Annotated in this window: 12 protein-coding genes; 6 read left to right on the forward strand and 6 right to left on the reverse strand. The window is 42.3% G+C overall.

The window, feature by feature from the left end:
• Positions 1 to 6: 6 nt before the first annotated feature.
• Positions 7 to 408, forward strand: a complete 402-nt coding sequence (locus NM125_RS07750) for a TraR/DksA family transcriptional regulator (protein ID WP_255134336.1) — start codon at positions 7 to 9, stop codon at positions 406 to 408.
• 10 nt (positions 409 to 418) lie between these two features.
• On the forward strand, positions 419 to 1009 hold the full coding sequence (locus tag NM125_RS07755) for a signal peptidase II (protein ID WP_255134337.1): 591 nt from the start codon (positions 419 to 421) through the stop codon (positions 1007 to 1009).
• Between the two features lie 135 nt (positions 1010 to 1144).
• On the opposite strand, the gene NM125_RS07760 is transcribed toward NM125_RS07755, so the two are convergent.
• The 6 genes from NM125_RS07760 to NM125_RS07785 form a co-directional block, all read right to left on the reverse strand.
• Positions 1145 to 1720: a hypothetical protein gene (locus NM125_RS07760; RefSeq protein ID WP_255134338.1), complete on the reverse strand. Its 576-nt coding sequence runs from the start codon at positions 1718 to 1720 to the stop codon at positions 1145 to 1147.
• Positions 1721 to 1954: 234 nt separating this feature from the next.
• Positions 1955 to 3082, reverse strand: a complete 1128-nt coding sequence (locus NM125_RS07765; RefSeq protein ID WP_255134339.1) for a M23 family metallopeptidase — start codon at positions 3080 to 3082, stop codon at positions 1955 to 1957.
• 336 nt (positions 3083 to 3418) lie between these two features.
• Positions 3419 to 4618 (reverse strand): 3,4-dihydroxy-2-butanone-4-phosphate synthase, encoded by a 1200-nt coding sequence (gene ribB / locus NM125_RS07770; RefSeq protein ID WP_255134340.1) that lies wholly within the window; start codon positions 4616 to 4618, stop codon positions 3419 to 3421.
• A gap of 248 nt (positions 4619 to 4866) precedes the next feature.
• On the reverse strand, positions 4867 to 5187 hold the full coding sequence (gene yajC, locus NM125_RS07775) for a preprotein translocase subunit YajC (protein ID WP_255134341.1): 321 nt from the start codon (positions 5185 to 5187) through the stop codon (positions 4867 to 4869).
• Between the two features lie 344 nt (positions 5188 to 5531).
• Entirely contained in the window at positions 5532 to 6443 is a 912-nt protein-coding gene (locus tag NM125_RS07780; protein WP_255134342.1) for a universal stress protein, read from the reverse strand.
• Between the two features lie 12 nt (positions 6444 to 6455).
• Complete coding sequence (locus NM125_RS07785; RefSeq protein WP_255134343.1) at positions 6456 to 8075, reverse strand: BCCT family transporter; 1620 nt, start codon at positions 8073 to 8075, stop codon at positions 6456 to 6458.
• A 417-nt stretch (positions 8076 to 8492) separates the two neighbouring features.
• On the opposite strand from NM125_RS07785, the gene NM125_RS07790 reads away from it, so the two are divergent.
• The 4 genes from NM125_RS07790 to NM125_RS07805 all read left to right on the forward strand — a co-directional run bounded on the left by NM125_RS07790 (position 8493) and on the right by NM125_RS07805 (position 16002).
• Positions 8493 to 9512: a hypothetical protein gene (locus NM125_RS07790; protein ID WP_255134344.1), complete on the forward strand. Its 1020-nt coding sequence runs from the start codon at positions 8493 to 8495 to the stop codon at positions 9510 to 9512.
• A 47-nt stretch (positions 9513 to 9559) separates the two neighbouring features.
• Positions 9560 to 10324, forward strand: a complete 765-nt coding sequence (locus NM125_RS07795; RefSeq protein WP_255134345.1) for a hypothetical protein — start codon at positions 9560 to 9562, stop codon at positions 10322 to 10324.
• A gap of 559 nt (positions 10325 to 10883) precedes the next feature.
• Entirely contained in the window at positions 10884 to 13076 is a 2193-nt protein-coding gene (locus NM125_RS07800) for a hypothetical protein (RefSeq protein WP_255134346.1), read from the forward strand.
• A 16-nt stretch (positions 13077 to 13092) separates the two neighbouring features.
• Positions 13093 to 16002 (forward strand): YCF48-related protein, encoded by a 2910-nt coding sequence (locus tag NM125_RS07805; protein WP_255134347.1) that lies wholly within the window; start codon positions 13093 to 13095, stop codon positions 16000 to 16002.
• Positions 16003 to 16007: the final 5 nt, after the last annotated feature.

Consider the following 16007-nt stretch of genomic DNA (forward strand, 5'->3'; position numbering starts at 1 on the left):
GCAGCTATGGCTAAAGAAGAATCAAAAAACGAAGAAAGAGTATCTCCCTACAGCGATAAAGAACTGGAGTACTTCCGCGAGATTATTATCAAGAAGATGGAAGAAGCTGAAGAAGAGCTGAATGCTCTGCAGCGAACCCTTCGCGAAAGCATGGAAAATGCTTCGGATGAATCGGCCTATTCTTACCACATGGCGGATGCCGGAACAGATGCTCAGGAGCGGGAAAAAACCTACATGCTCTTTAACCGAACCCGTAAGTTTGTAAAATATCTGGACGACGCCCTCAAGCGCATCGATAATAAAACATACGGCGTGTGTAAGGTAACCGGGAAAAAGATATCCAAAGGCCGGCTGGAAGCTGTGCCCCATACTCAGTTGAGTATCGAAGCAAAACTGAAACGCAGATAACCCTACCGGTTTGACCCGAAAAAAACTGCTCGCTTTATTAGTGCCGGCTGTCATTGTGCTGGCTATTGACCAGATTACGAAATGGCTGATCCGGACTACCCCTGAATTGCAGAATAAAGTCCTTATAGACGGATGGCTGCAATTCTATTTCACCAAGAATCCCGGGATGGCTCTGGGTATAGACGTACTCTCTACGCCCGTTATCAGTGTCATAGCAATTCTGGCCGTCACCGGAATTTTGATATATATCCTCCGTAACCTGGACCAGGCCGGTGTTGGTTATCTGGTTTGTATGGGGCTGATTATAGGGGGAGCTTTCGGCAATATCACCGATCGGCTCTTTATGGGGTTAATTATGGATTACGGCGGTGTGCTGGAAGGCCATGTGGTCGATTTTATCTATTTCTCACTTCAGATTGGTGACTGGACCGTTTTCCCTTACATCTTTAACGTGGCCGATATCGCCATTTCCTGTTCCATCATTCTGCTGCTGCTGTTCAACAAACGCTTCTTTATCACACAAAAAGCAGAAGAAGAGTCCTCCGAAGTACCGGAAGATGTTACCCCGGATGAGCCTACCAAACAGGAAGGGATTATTTAACTTTCTGTCTCTGAGCCTTCTTGTTTTGTCTTGTTCCGAACGCTCCATTCGGAATGGCCTCATGCCTGATTGGGTTTTCGGTCAAAATAATTAATCTATGAAGACAGGATGTTTCTCTTCTGAAAAAAATTTATGCTAAGGATTAACAAAGTATACGATTTCTACAACTTGGTTGGTGGTTGTGCTAAAATCAATTAGGAATCCATCACCATCATTTCCTGAACAACCAAATGACACTGAATAGTCAGCATCAATAGAAGGTTTGTAAATAATTTTAAGGTCATCCCCAAACTTTTGCTTCATTTCAGAAAAGCTGTCACCTACCCTAATGGTTTTTCCTAAAACGGTAATAGGCCAGTTGCTTTCTTTAATATCTACTCTTGTTAGCTTGCCCTCCCTAAATGCGACTCTATTTGTACCATACAAGTACACATATGCATGAATTATGGCGTTGTCATCATTAACAGAGCTTGGACTTCCATAAAGCTGGCTTAGATCACTGATGTTTCCTTCTGTAGCATCTATCTCGCTAACCGTATGGCCATTATAGTTGATGGCATCATACGAGCTGCAGGAAATCATATTTGTACCTCGTAACTGAGTTTGGAGCGGACTCTCTTCACCGTCACCTATTTGTCCTTGCGCATACAAACTTGGTGTTGTAAAAAGTAAGTAAATAAGTAGTGTTGATAAAATATTTAAAGTCTTCATAGTATCGTAATTTAGTTAAATTAACAGTCTGTTCCAGGGACAACGTTACCATTTGTATAGAATTTTGTATTTATATAGTTCTCAGGATCTTTAGCAGAACCACTCCAGCCTCCAATTCTTACTTCCATATGCACATGCTGATAGGCAAAATTTTTCTCGATAGCTCCTGCTAAATTCCCACTTATTCCTGCCGTCCCAATTACCGTCCCCTGAGGGATGGTTCCACTACCAACATTAACAGTATTTAAGTGTGCATACAGTATCCAAACATCTTCCCCCCCCAACATCGTAGTTAACAATGACATATTTCCCAAGCCCATCTTTATCATTACCAATGGCTTTTACTTCACCCTCTCTCATGGAAAAAAGAGGCTCTCCATGACCTACCAGCAAATCAAGACCTTTATGATCCCTATTTCCGCCATCTCTTACCGCATCATCTCCTACTGTAAATCTGCCTCCGTCTAAGCCTGAATTTTGTTTTTGTTCAGCAATTCTTGGGTTTTTAACTGGATTTCCCTGACAAGGAACTTCACCGTCTATACAATTTCCATTTCCGTCTTCTACCTGTCCTGCGGGACAACTGCTGTTATTAGGGTCACCTCCTGGACTACTCCCATCGTCATTCGGATTGGTATCTTCTTCACAGCCTTCGGGTTCGTAGTAGCAATTAGCTGGTCCGTCCCCAGTATCACCTCCCGGGTCCTCATCATCTATTTGCTGATCACATACTTCAACAGTACCAATACTAAAACAACCACACAAAGGCTCCCAAACTAGTCCCTCTTCATAGGTACATGCCATAGACTTATTACGATTGTTGGAAGAATCAATTCTGACGCTACTGTTACCATTAAGTTTGTCTCCCCATTCCTTAACAATTTTTATCTGTTCTTCTGTCTTAGGCACCAATACAGCCAATATTTGATAGATTTCGTGATTAGCAGGATCAACAAAAATATGAAAATAAAACGCCTTTTCTCCTTCAGATTTATCAATTGCTGTTTGATTTGGCTTTAGCTTGAAATATCTATATTTAAATTTCTTTTCTTTTTTCCCATCCTTATTATTCTTTTTTGAGCTTAAAAAAGCTACATATGGAGTGTTCTTTCTTTGGCTGTATTCATCTAAAACCTTATATAACTTACTTACCTGTTCGGTACTGAGGGTAGAAAGACTTGGTTTTGCCGATTTCGATTTACCTTCTCTTACTTCCCACCAAGAAATATTATTCTGGCTTGGCAATGGAGCATCCCCCTCCAGCAAAAAGATTGTTTGATCAGATGACACATTCACCCCGGAATCTGAACAACCCGTTAATATCAACAGCCCGGTAAACCCTATTAGTAGTAAATATTTCATGTGTTAGCACTCTATTTATCAATAATTTTGAGATAAGAGTCACACACACGATTTGTTACAAAAAGTTTTAAAAAAACTTATCTGGGAATTTCGCAAATTGCTCCTCGCCCGAGAAATCGGGAATCGTTCGTTTAATCACTATTCTCCTTGAAGTAGTGATTTTTACTCGTTCCTACCGTCCCGTTAGAAATGCCTGCCTGAACCTCTGGTTCAACATTTTTTAGTGTGATAGAATAGATTGACGGGCTGAAAATGGAATGGAACCAGTGGTTCCGTTATGCATCACGAACCGGAGGTTCGTGACGAGGAGAGGTCGAGAAGTAGTGGGAAAGTATTTTAGCTATCTGGGTTCCCTTCTTCTTTCTCGAAAGGATATTTTTGAGCTGAGAAATCAAAATTGTGCTCGATGGGGACCTGATCTACAATCTCGAGCCCAAAACTTTTGATTCCAATTCTTTTTACAGGATTATTCGTCATCAGCTTCAGTTTTCTGATGCCGAGTGAGCGAAGAATTTGAGCGCCGACACCGTAATCCCGGGCATCACTTCGTGGGGAAATGTCTTCTTCGTTGTCTTCCAGCTTACCCTGCTGCAAAGCTTTCAGAGTTTTCAACTGATTTACCAGCACAGAGCCCCGTTGGTTTCGGTTCATATATAAAACCACGCCTTTGCCTTCCCTTTCAACCTGAAGCATGGCCTGGTGAAGCTGTTCGCTGGTATCTTTATTGCGGGCACCGAAAATATCCCCAATCAAATCGGAAGAGTGAACACGGGTAAGTACCGGTTCTTCTTTCGTCCAGCTGCCTTTGGTTAATGCCAGGTGAATATCGCCGGTGAGCTTTTCTTTGAAAGCACGCAGGCTGAAATTGCCATACATGGTGGGCAGGTTCACATCCATCACCTCGTGGACCAGCGTTTCGTTTTCGTTACGATAAGCAATAAGATCTTTTATCGTGATGATCTTCATCTCAAACTCATCGGCCATTTTGATGAGATCCGGAACGCGGGCCATCTCCCCGTTTTCCTTCATAATTTCACAAATAATACCCACCGGTTTTAAGCCGGCAAGTCGGGCAAGGTCGATGGCTGCTTCGGTGTGGCCGGCTCTTCGCAGAACTCCGCCCTCTGCGGCAAGAAGCGGAAAAACATGTCCGGGGCGACGGAAGTCAACCGGTTTGGAATCATCGCTGGCAAGTTCCCGAATGGTATTGGCTCGATCGGCAGCAGAAATTCCGGTTGTGGTCTGCCGTTTGTGATCGATGGAAATGGTGAAATTGGCTTCGTCCGGATCGGCACCTTCCTGCACCATATGCCGTAAATGCAGCTTATCGGCTTTTTCTTTGGTGATGGGAGCACAAACCAGTCCACGGCCATGGGTTACCATCAGGTTGATGGCCTCGGTGGTAACCATTTCGGCCGCCATCAGGAAATCACCTTCGTTCTCCCGGTCTTCGTCATCTACAACGATGACCATTTTGCCATTTTTAATGTCTTCAATGGCTTCGGGGATGGTGTTAAAGTGAAATTCCTTATTCATGGTTTAATGATTGAAATTGGTTTGTGGGCAAATTATAACTTCGAAGCCTAAACTTCGACCTCACCTTCTCGAGAATCGGGACTCCTTCGCAAGGAGAGGACTTATTGGCGCTTGATCACAATTTCTATCTTAATTCACAATTTCAACTCTTTAACAACGAGTCTTTCTCCTTGATGATGGAGAAAACAAAAGAGGTCGGAATTGGTAGATTTAATATGTTGAGTTAATTGTGATTTAATAAGACAAAGTTAGTCTTTGTCTTTTTTATGAGGATTCACATCGGTTACGGCCGACTTCAACATGCGAAGTTTGGTGCCGCTGTCGATATCGAGCAAAAATTCATTTTCTTCGATTTTATCCACGATGCCGATGATGCCTGAAGAAGTAACAACTTTGTCGCCCTTTTTCATGCCCTCAACTTGCTCTTTAATTTCCTTTTGTCGTTTACTTTGCGGGCGAATGATGAATAGGTAAAATACCAGGAAAATAGCGCCAAGAAACACCAGGTTGATGATGCCGGCGTTTGGGTCGTCAGGATTACCCATTAAAAAAAGTGGTAAAAATTGCATAGTCGTTGATTAATGTGCGATTAAATTATTGCGGGACGAAGATACGAATTCCTGTATTCAATGACGATATTAAAACGGTTTGCCATTGTGCTGTCATTCCCGCGGGGTGCATTGTGAATATCATAAAAACAAACGAAGAGTTAGAGGCAGAGCCTCGCTATGGTATTGCGGAGCAGAGCACCTCAACGAGGATAAAATGGAGTCAGCGGTTCCGCTATGCGTCACGAGCCGGAGGTTCATGACGAGAAGTATGAGGACAAGTGTGTTACTTACAGCAACCTCAAAGCGTCCGCAGGTCCTTTGAGCGTTGCGCCCAGCACTGTTGACCCTGAACAGTCAGGTGCTTAACTAAACAATGTCTTCAAAAACTTCTGATGTTTTTCTTTGTTCTTGACGACCAACAGCGGAATCCCGAACGAGTAGTAGGTCATTTTATCGGTGAAGTCGTCCCGTAGAATACTGGTGATTTTCTTATCCGATTTAGACCCGACAATGATAAGGTCGGCCTGATTTCTCACGGCCTCATCATAAACCTCATCCCCGATACGCCCTTCTTTGTGTAAGGTGAGGGTGAAAGTAACATCCTCAGGGAGGTCATATTCTTCAATAAACTCCTTCTTCTGCTCTTCGATATGACCGCGGATTTTGTCTTTGTCATCCTCCGTGGGCATGTATGGGAAAAAGTGAGAGGGATATTTAAAGATGTGCTGTGCCTGAACAGTTCCATTCTGCGGTTCCACAAGATTCCGGGCCAGTTTAACAGCATTCGCTGATTGCCGGGAGAAATCGACCGGAGCAAGAATGGTATTCATAGCGTAACGGCTGTTTTCCGGTACAAACAGAATGGATGCCGGCACATATTTAACGATGCGGCGGGCAATCACCCCTTCTCCCACATACCCGGTTTTCTTACCCATCATAAGCAGGTCGGGATCCATGGTATTCATCAGCTCAATAATCTGATCGGTGGGGCGTCCTTCTTTTATGATCAGTCGTATTTCGATGTCATTCTCTCCAAAGTGTTCCTCAACCTTTTTGTTGAGTTCATCCCTGATGACGTCTTCGAAATCCTGATCGGTTTCAATATCAGGAAACAATTCCGCCATTTCCTTTGCCACATTTCCGGACTCAACCACGTGCAAAAAAGAGATGGTTTTAGGTTCAATGACAGAAGTTAGAAAATGGGTGTATCCAATCAGGATGTCGTCCATATTGGATAAGTCTAAGCAAACAAACCAGTGTTCGAAATTCTTCATAATTCTACTCTTTTAGTCCTCTTGTTTTTGATTCTTGATGGTATCTTTGACGAGGTCTTCGTACGAGTCGCGCTCTTTGTCTTTTACTTTCTGTTGATTCTCTTTGTACTCGCGTTTTAATCCCCTGTGCAGGCTGTAGCACATAATCAACAGTATGAGTGCGAACGGTAAACCGGTACTGATGGAAGCTGTTTGCAGGGCACTTAACCCTCCGCCAACCAATAAGATGGCAGCTACCAGTCCCTCGGTTTGAGCCCAGAAAATACGCTGACCTACCGGGGCATCCAGTTTACCACCGCTGGTTAGTCCGTCGATGACCAGTGAGCCCGAGTCGGAAGAAGTGACGAAGAAGCTCAAAATCAGCACGATAGCAATAATGGAGGTAACCATCTCAAGCGGGAACTGTTCAAGAAATACAAAAAGTGCGGTAGCTACATTTTCATTTACGGCATCACCGATGGCTCCGGTTCCGCTCATTTCCAGGCTGATGGCCGTTCCGCCAAACGCAGACATCCACAGGAAGGTGATGATGCTGGGAACAATCAGCACGCCCAGTACAAATTCTTTTACGGATCGTCCTTTCGAAATACGGGCAATAAACATTCCTACATATGGAGACCAGGAAATCCACCAGGCCCAGTAGAAGATGGTCCATGAACTCTGCCAGTTGGTTCCGGCATACGATTCCGTCCAGAAACTAAAGGTGGCAACAGAATTGAGGTAACCGCCAAAGTTTTGAATGAAGGAATCGAAGATGAATATCGTCGGACCAACCAAAATCACAAAAACCAGGAACAAGGCGGCGATTCTGACATTCATTTCACTGAGCACCCGAACACCCTTATCAATTCCAAGAACCACCGAAACTGTGGCAACCCCGGTAATGGCAACAATTATCCCGACCTGCAGGTAGATGTTATCCGGCAAGCCAAATACATGATCGAGCCCGGCGCTTACTTGTAGCACGCCTAACCCCAATGAAGTCGCCAATCCAAATAAAGTGGCCAATACGGCAAGGATGTCAATCACATCACCCATCCAGCCTTTGATGCGATCTCCAATCAGCGGATAAAATACCGATCGGAAGGAAAGGGGAAGTCCTCGGTTAAAGGCAAAAAAGCCAAGCGATAATCCCACTACCGCATAAATTCCCCAGGCGTGAAAGCCCCAGTGCAGATAAGTGAGGTTCATAGCCTGCTGGGCAGCTTCAACAGTTTCGCCGTCAGCCATAGGTGGGGACAGGTAATGAAAAATCGGTTCCGCTACACTCCAGAACATAATGCCGATCCCCATCCCGGCACTGAACAACATGGCAAACCAGGCAAGGGTGCTGAAGTCCGGCTCGGCGTCCTCCCCACCCAGCCGGATATTCCCAAATCGACTGAAGGCAATGAATAAAGAAAAGATAATGAACACGTTAACGGCGATCACAAAAAACCATCCGCCATTATCAGTGATTGTAGATTGAATGGTGCTGAATAATGATTCAGCCTGGTCGCCGAGTAAAAGTGTTGCGGCAATCATTGCGGTAATCAATATTACTGACGGCCAGAATACAGGTTTATGGATGTCAAAATATTTATTGATACCTGTTTTTTTAGCAGGCTGTTTTTCTTCTCCTCGAATTCCCATGATGTAGTTGTTACAAAGTTAAAATTGACTCGCTTTTTACATGAATTAAGCGGTTGTCAGGGCGGCACACATTGAAAGGCAAAGCAGTTAAAAATAAGATCTGCTTGAGTTGAAGTGCTCCCAAATTGCGAATTTCGATGACTTCATGTTCTCCGGATTCGGAGATTTATAACTTGCAGTTAACACCAGGCTACTGAAATAGCTGGCTCTACAAGAAAAAGCAATACGCTCAAAAGCTCACGAAAGGCTACCGAAAAAGCAGGGGATTATCAAGTTGGGGGAGGATGTCTAAACTCCATGGACGAAAAATGAGTGTCAGATCTTGATCCGGTGAATATCTCAAAGGGGCTACTTAAGATTAAAGTTGAATTTACACATGGAATAGTGTTAATTCTACACTAATTAAGGGGTTATAGTTTGAACATTAAAGATACGTTAATATCAGCCCTGCAAGGGGATAAGCATTCAATTAACAGGTTGTGCGATCATTTCAGGCGTATATCTGTTGCTTACCTGCGGACAAAAGCCAACCGTAATAACTTGCTGCTAAGTCATCTATACAAGAATATTGATGACCTTGCCCTTGACTGTATTGCGGATTTATTTGGTCAGGAGGGGGACTGTCTTTCGCAAATCGAAGGATATCTGGATGACACTGAAATTGAAAAATTAAAAGAAAGTGAAGTAGCTACGAAGCTTCGGAGACTAATTTTCAGCAAAGTGAACGAAGGGCTCTACAGAAACTACCGCAACTTCGATCCCTCCCTTTCAAAAATCATAAGGAACTTGAAACGGACCCTTGATGAAGGAAAAGTGGAGGGGGCTCGATACGATTCCAACACAGGTGATATTGAGTTTGAAGAAAAGGACAAGCCGCGAGCCAATATGCCGGAAGAAATCTTAGAGATAAAACTCTCCTCTGCCTTATCAAGAATTAGCAATACGGTCGATGCCGTTCAGGAGCTTAAAAACATCCTGATAGAAGAACGGGAATACTCCTCAAAAGTATCTCTGGTAAGCTTTGCGGTTATACTTCGAAAATCATTCGCCTATCGCCTGGAAATGGAAGAAAAGGATAAGCTCGGAAATAGCATGTCTCTTTATAAAGAGCGTGAGCTTCATACGTTCATAAAGAATTGTATAGCAACAGAAAGGGTACAGCTTTTTCAAACATATGTCAGCTCTGGAAAAATTAACGAAAAGCATTTTGAGAAATATCTGTTGGTTGTGAAGGATATACTCGTCGCCGATTTTATTAAGCATTCACCAAGAGAAGGATATTTCGAACATTTTGAGTTTTATTTTCCTGAAATTTCCTATGAAAGGTACCGTGATGAATACCGGAAAATCATCGAGTACATGGCAAAAGGCATCAGGCAACGGTTGCTTCTTGTTCTTAAAAATGAGGAAAATTTCAGCAAGTTTGATCTTTGGTGAGGATATGGAAAATAGAAACAGAGTTGTGCTCAGATAAATAATAAGCAGTGTCAAAAATAGACGAATATAAAATTGAACAGTATATCCGTTTTGCTGAAGAGCTGACCGAAGAAGAAAAGAACGAGGTTGAGCGCCTCATTGAAACGTCAGACGAGATGCAGGCCATATATCTGTTTCTTAAGCAATTTTATGAAGAGTTCGATAAGGCATCAAGGGTATCCAAGGCAGTAATTCCGTTAACATTATTACAGAAACACCAGCACTCCGGCCCGGTAGTATTAGCTGCTATGACCAAAGAATCTTCGGCTTCCGGTCTTGTTACAAAAGCTACCTTGGTATCGGAAGAACGAAAAACGGTGGTACGAATTCTGGAAGATGAACAAAGCCATAGCCTTCAATTTCATGTGATAGGAAACCAGAAACAACCCAATAGTTATGTGATTTTGTCTCTTTTAAACCCTCAGGTTGACTTGGTAACAAATGAAAAAGGAAAGTTAAAAGGGGTACAAGAGCTTTCTGATATTGACTGGAGCACTGTCTCTACCCTGCTTCGTATTCCCGTTTTTAAGACTACAGTCCATCCGGGCATCTCCAATAAATCTTTCAATGTGAAAAATGAATCAGGGCAAGAAGTGGAAATTCAGAAGTATGATGAGCATGTCCAGATTAAGGTAAAGAACGAAGGGTCGGTTTTATCAAGGGTGTTAGTTGTGCAAGATAAATCCTCAGATTTGATCAAGATGTCAGGCCAGCCTATCAATTTTGAGCTTACCGATCCGCACTCAAAAGCACATCTATATTTTTATGAGTGAGGTGACAGGGAGGTCGGGTTTAGGGCTTTGAGTTATGTACTTACCAAAATGAAATTTAGAAAAGAACAAGATGCGTTATACAGCTGAAACCTTAGCTATCGACCTCCTCTGTCTCCTCTTTGGTAAGGAGGAGGACGTGTTGGTAAGCATTTTAGTATGAATAGAAGTAAAAGTTATTACACACTTCGAATTAAGCCTCTCCTTGCGAAGGAGAGGTTCGGTGAGGTCGAAGTGTGGGGCTTTGAATTCCGAACCATACAAAATGAAATTTTAGAAACGAAAAAGATGCGTTATACAAATGAGCCCTTAGCTATCGACCTCTTCTGTCTTCTCCTTCAACAAGGAGAAGGACGCGTTTATGAAATTTAAAACCATGAAAAGGTATCAGATCTACTAACAACCCAGAACAAAGTCTCTCCTTGTGAAGGAGTCCCGATTCTCGGGAAGGTGAGCTCGGTAGTATAGGTTTGGGATTTTAGATAACAGCTAATTATCAAGCCATTGAAAGAACGATTACAATTCAACAGTTACTCGGAAACTTAAAATACCCAAAGCAACATTGGACCCCTTAAAGATAGAAAAAGCTTTTGGTCGGTTAACGACAGAAATTAAGCGCGCAGGTTCTGAACGTGTTCAGCTTTTTCTTATCTACGAGTTCATGAATGCCTTGAAAGGTGACTATCAGACCTTTGACAGCTACCTGATTCAATTATTCGCCCTATTTCCTGCTCTTGAGCATCCATTACTATTCACAGGATTGCACCCGGCTGAATTAGAGGAAATCATTTCAACCTGTGAAGAGGTGATTGGAGCCATTCCGGAACTGAAAGGCAATGAAATTGATCACAAGATTAACCTTTTAAAAACAGGGTTACACCACATTTATGACTGGCTTGGGGTTAGTCATATTGAAAAAGATAACAGGCTTCCTTCTCTTTCGGGTTTGTCAAAAAAAGGGAATGACAAGACTTACGGAGAAGTATTTATTCCGGTAGTTGAAACCTCAGGAATGGCTGAAGCAAAAGGACGTCTTAGAAAACTCAGGGTTGATGTGGTCGGAAAATCAAAGAAAAAGAAATTTGAGCTTCGTCCCGTGTTTGGTGTGATTGGGGCAAATGCAGGAAATTTAGGTGATAAGCCGGCGAAAGCAGCCGGTAAGCTGTTGGTCGAGAGTGTTAACACTAAAAACTATTGGAGCGGAACGGCCAGTTTTGAACTAAGTCACACCTGGCACGCAGGGAATTCAGCAAATCTGGCGTTGGGTGGATTATTCTATTGTGAGATGCTGAAAGCAGAAAACCGGCGGGAATATTTTCAGCTTAATCCGGGAATTGCCATAACCGGAGATATAAATGAGTTGGGGCAAGTATTGCCCGTTGATGAGGAATCCCTGAAACAAAAAGCCGAAGCTGCTTTTTTTTCGTGGGCCCAGGTACTGGTGGTTCCGGTACAGCAGCTGGAAACGGTACTGGAATTAGTGGACGATTTACAGAAAGAATATCCGAGCAGAGATGTGGTGGTGAAAGGAATCGGAGAGCTTAGGGAGCTTTTTTATGACCGAAGGGTCACACTTCATAAACAGATATCAATTATAGAACACACGGCTAAAAAGGTTTGGATGAAAAGAAATAGTACACTAGCCGTATTTGTGGTTCTGGTACTGCTTGGAGTGATTGGAAAGTTAATTTATGGTCCATTAGATAAGAACCCAACAGCCGTACAGTTTGATGGAAACGTAATGAAGATTATGAATGATGCCGGAGTTCAACTGATAGAAATAGAAATCGGCGATTACTCGGTTTACTTTGAACATTATCTGCCATCTGATCGGGAGAACATCGTGAGTCTGATTGATGCAAACGGGGATGGGCAGAATGAAATCCTGTGGACGAGTTATCACGGACCGGGATTTGGAAGACAAAAGTTAGTGCTGGGAACGGTTGATGGAGATACACTGTGGACTTTTGAACACTCTGAAACATTTGATTACGAATTTCACCCATACACAAATACGGGCAAGCAATTTATAGAATTAATTCAGGGTGAAGATTTAGATCAGGATGGTGTAGAAGAGGTTATTATTTCTACTCGCCATGTAGATTACTTCCCTTCTTTTTTGTTGGTTTTAGATTCAGAAACCGGAAGAATTAAAAAGAAATATTTGCATGCCGGATCCATCCATGAAGTGCTGGTGAAGAATGTTGATGAGGACATTGAACAAGAGCTTATTATTGGTGGGTTAAATAATTCACTCAAAAAAGCATTTGTCAGTATTTTGGACTACGATTACATATTTGGACAGGGAGCATCTACAGAGCGATATAAAACCAAAGGCTATAAAAACGCAGTGGAAATGCTGTATGTATTATTTCCTAAAACATTGCCTGTTGAAACCAGTGGAGGGCGAAGGGGGTTTGAGACGGATTTATACCATATATCTGAAACAGGTGATAATGGGTTGAGAGTCGCAATCGCTGAAACCCATCATTTGAATAATAAAAGAACAGAGAATAATGCGCAGGTATTCTATTTATTTGATGAATCTTTTAAAGTTAGTAGTGTTGGCAGCACTGATATTTATGATGCGTATGCCCGAGATATTTATGAAAGCGGACAAACGGATATCCTTGCTGATGGCAAGTACCTGGAATCCTTCAAAGACTCCCTTCTCTACTGGAACGGCGAAAGCTTCCAATATGAGCCTACTATAAATAAAGAATACCTGCGAGCGATCGGGGAATTAGAAGAGTAAGAACTGACTTTCTTTGATGCTTGAAGCCGAACTTTGTAAAAAGTTCGGCTTTTTTTCTGCGGGAGATTCAATAGGCAATGATGCACTAACTAATGTGGTAATTGGGGAAATTATGTCTATTAAATACTTTTTAAGCTTCTTTCTAGCATTATTGCTTTCATTTAGTGCTTACTCTCAATCTTTATATCAACTAGATCCAGAAACGGGAGTATACCTTCGGGAACTGACGTTGATAGATGAAACAACAGGATTTTTAGTCGGGAATAGCGGGACAATGAAAATAACAAAAGATGCAGGAAGTAACTGGGAGCCTGTAAATTCACCTACTTCAGGCACTATTTGGGGGTCTTATTTTATTAACGATCAGATAGGATGGATAACGGGTGATAATGGGTATTACGCTAAAACAAGCGATGGTGGGAACACTTGGTCTCAATTAATTATTACCAGTGACAGTAACGAGCGCATAACAGACATAAAGTTTTTTGATGAAAATAAAGGGTATGCTTCAGGGTCTGATGGGCATTTATTTTTCACAAATGATGGTGGGGAGACTTGGAACGAACGGTATTATGAAGCAAGCCTTTCGCCTATTTTTTTCAACTCTGTTTATATAAAATCGATCAACGAAGTATTTACAGGGGCTGCCAATTCAAGAATTTTTCGAACAACTGATGGGGGTGTTTCTTGGGCTGAGGTTAATTATGTGTCAGGAGGTGAAGGAATCAACAATTTCTATTTCATCGGGAATACCGGATATGCGGCCGGAGGTGAAGGACTAATACTTAAAACAACTAATGGTGGTAGTTCATGGTCCGACATTTCATATCCTACAGATTCTGATCTCAGAGGGGTTTATTTCACAGATGCAAATGTGGGATATATATCTGGAAACGATGGTATACTATTAAAAACAACAAATGGCGGTTCCAGTTGGTCAGTCATAGATTTGGGTACAACAAATACTCTATATTTTTTAACAGGAATTAATTCGAATATCTATACGGGTGGGGCTTCAGGCACCCTATTCTCTACAGTAGAGCCTGAGACTGTAGACATAACCTCAATTTCTGAAGCAAGATCATTGGCAGATAATTCTGTTGTTGGCACAGAAGGGGTGGTGACAAGGGTTCAGGGGAGCTATGCCAGAATTCAGGATGAAACAGCTGGAATTGCAATTTTCAATGAAAGCGGAGCTTTTCGTGATGCTATTACAAATGGACAAATTCAGAAGGGTGATTCACTAAGGATCATAGGGTTACTTCAAAACAACAAGGGACTGGCTGAAATAGCAGGAGAATTGGAGTTTGAAGTCTTATCAAGCGGAAATGATTTGCCTATTGCCCAAGAGGTCACTTTAAATGAGTTGGGGCAAAATAGTGAGGAACTTGAAAGCAAAGTTATTCGTCTTACAGGGATTGGAATTATAGAAACAGATGATCTCCTGTTTAACGAAAATGTATTCTATTCATCAACAGATAAATTTGGTGGAGTATCAGATGTTAAGATATATGTGGATGCCGAGGAATCCGTGGATATTATTGGTTCAACGATTCCTGATCATGCGTTTACCTATACGGGAATTTTGAGTCAGTACGATACAACAGACAATAATGTCGGAGGATACCGACTTATACCGATTGAAGGTTCAGATATAGTTGAAGATACAGAACCTGCAACGGTAACTATTTCTTTTCCAGAATCCATATCAGATACGGTTGGAGCTGACATTGAAATTCCGGTTACATTGGAGTTTGATAAAGCTGCCACATTCGAATCGTTCGAATTCAGCTTGTTATATAACCCTCAGGTCATGGATATATACGAACTCTCAATGGACAGCTCGGTGATTGCTGACTTTGATACGATGGGTAACCGAAATCAAACCGGGAGTATTTTTTTTACAGGAGCAGGTTCAGAAGAAGTCTTTAATCCAGGGAACTTATTAACCTTAAAAGTAAAGTTGTTAGAACCTGGAGCTTCTGACCTCAGCTGGAATAGCTTATTTTTTAACGAGGGAGAACCGGTAGCAAATCCGGTAAATGGTACCGTTGAAGTAATGGATATTCCAAGAAAATGCGGGGATGTTACCAACGACGGCCAGGTAACCAACGAAGATGCCACCTGGATTCTGCGGCATGGGGTGCGGTTGACGCCACAATTTCCTTTAGCTAATGAAGATTCCGTTTATGCTGATGTGACCGCTAATGGTTGGATTTCTTCCTATGATGCCGCCCAGATTTTGAAAGATGTGGTACAGCTGGACCGTATTTTCAATTGTGCCGGGATAGCTTCAAAACAAGCTGAACCACTGATTGCTGATTGGAACTGGCGCATAGTAGAACAGGAAAACGAGGTAACGATTCCACTTGAAATTGACATTTCAGCCGGTATGCTTGAGTCGGTAGACCTGGAAGTGAACATTCCACATGGATACACATTTGAAGGGTTTAAAAACAAACAATCCGGATGGATGAACGCCATCAATCAAAGAGCTGGAAAGTTATATATCTCTATGATTGGCCTGGGTGAAGAAGAGAGAGCACAGCTTGGTGAATTGATATTTTCGGGAGATGGTTCGGTGTCTGATTTTACCGCAACCAGTAATTTAAACGAAGTGATAGCTTCTCAAATAGCCCCAACTAGTAGTTCTGAATTACCGGCTGAGTTTAAACTCTATCAAAACTACCCGAATCCCTTTAATCCAAAAACAACCATTCGATATGCCTTACCTGAACAGGGATTAGTGCAGCTGACCATTTATAATGCTTTAGGGCAGGAAGTAGCGCAGCTCGTAAATGAGATGAAGCCAACGGGGACTTATTCTGTGGTTTGGAATGCCGGTGATATGGCTAGTGGGGTGTATGTCTATAAAATTACTCTTGGGAATGCAGAGTTAACAAGAAAATTAATGCTAATTAAGTGAGTTCA

This window comes from Gracilimonas sediminicola (assembly GCF_024320785.1).
GTDB classification, from domain to species: domain Bacteria; phylum Bacteroidota; class Rhodothermia; order Balneolales; family Balneolaceae; genus Gracilimonas; species Gracilimonas sediminicola.

Bases quoted from the DNA above. Each gene is read 5' to 3' on its own strand.
- NM125_RS07750 (WP_255134336.1), top strand. From the start codon at position 7: ATGGCTAAAGAAGAATCAAAAAACGAAGAAAGAGTATCTCCCTACAGC.
- NM125_RS07760 (WP_255134338.1), bottom strand. From the start codon at position 1,720: ATGAAGACTTTAAATATTTTATCAACACTACTTATTTACTTACTTTTT.
- NM125_RS07765 (WP_255134339.1), bottom strand. From the start codon at position 3,082: ATGAAATATTTACTACTAATAGGGTTTACCGGGCTGTTGATATTAACG.
- ribB (WP_255134340.1), bottom strand. From the start codon at position 4,618: ATGAATAAGGAATTTCACTTTAACACCATCCCCGAAGCCATTGAAGAC.
- yajC (WP_255134341.1), bottom strand. From the start codon at position 5,187: ATGCAATTTTTACCACTTTTTTTAATGGGTAATCCTGACGACCCAAAC.
- NM125_RS07780 (WP_255134342.1), bottom strand. From the start codon at position 6,443: ATGAAGAATTTCGAACACTGGTTTGTTTGCTTAGACTTATCCAATATG.
- NM125_RS07785 (WP_255134343.1), bottom strand. From the start codon at position 8,075: ATGGGAATTCGAGGAGAAGAAAAACAGCCTGCTAAAAAAACAGGTATC.
- NM125_RS07805 (WP_255134347.1), top strand. From the start codon at position 13,093: ATGCTTGAAGCCGAACTTTGTAAAAAGTTCGGCTTTTTTTCTGCGGGA.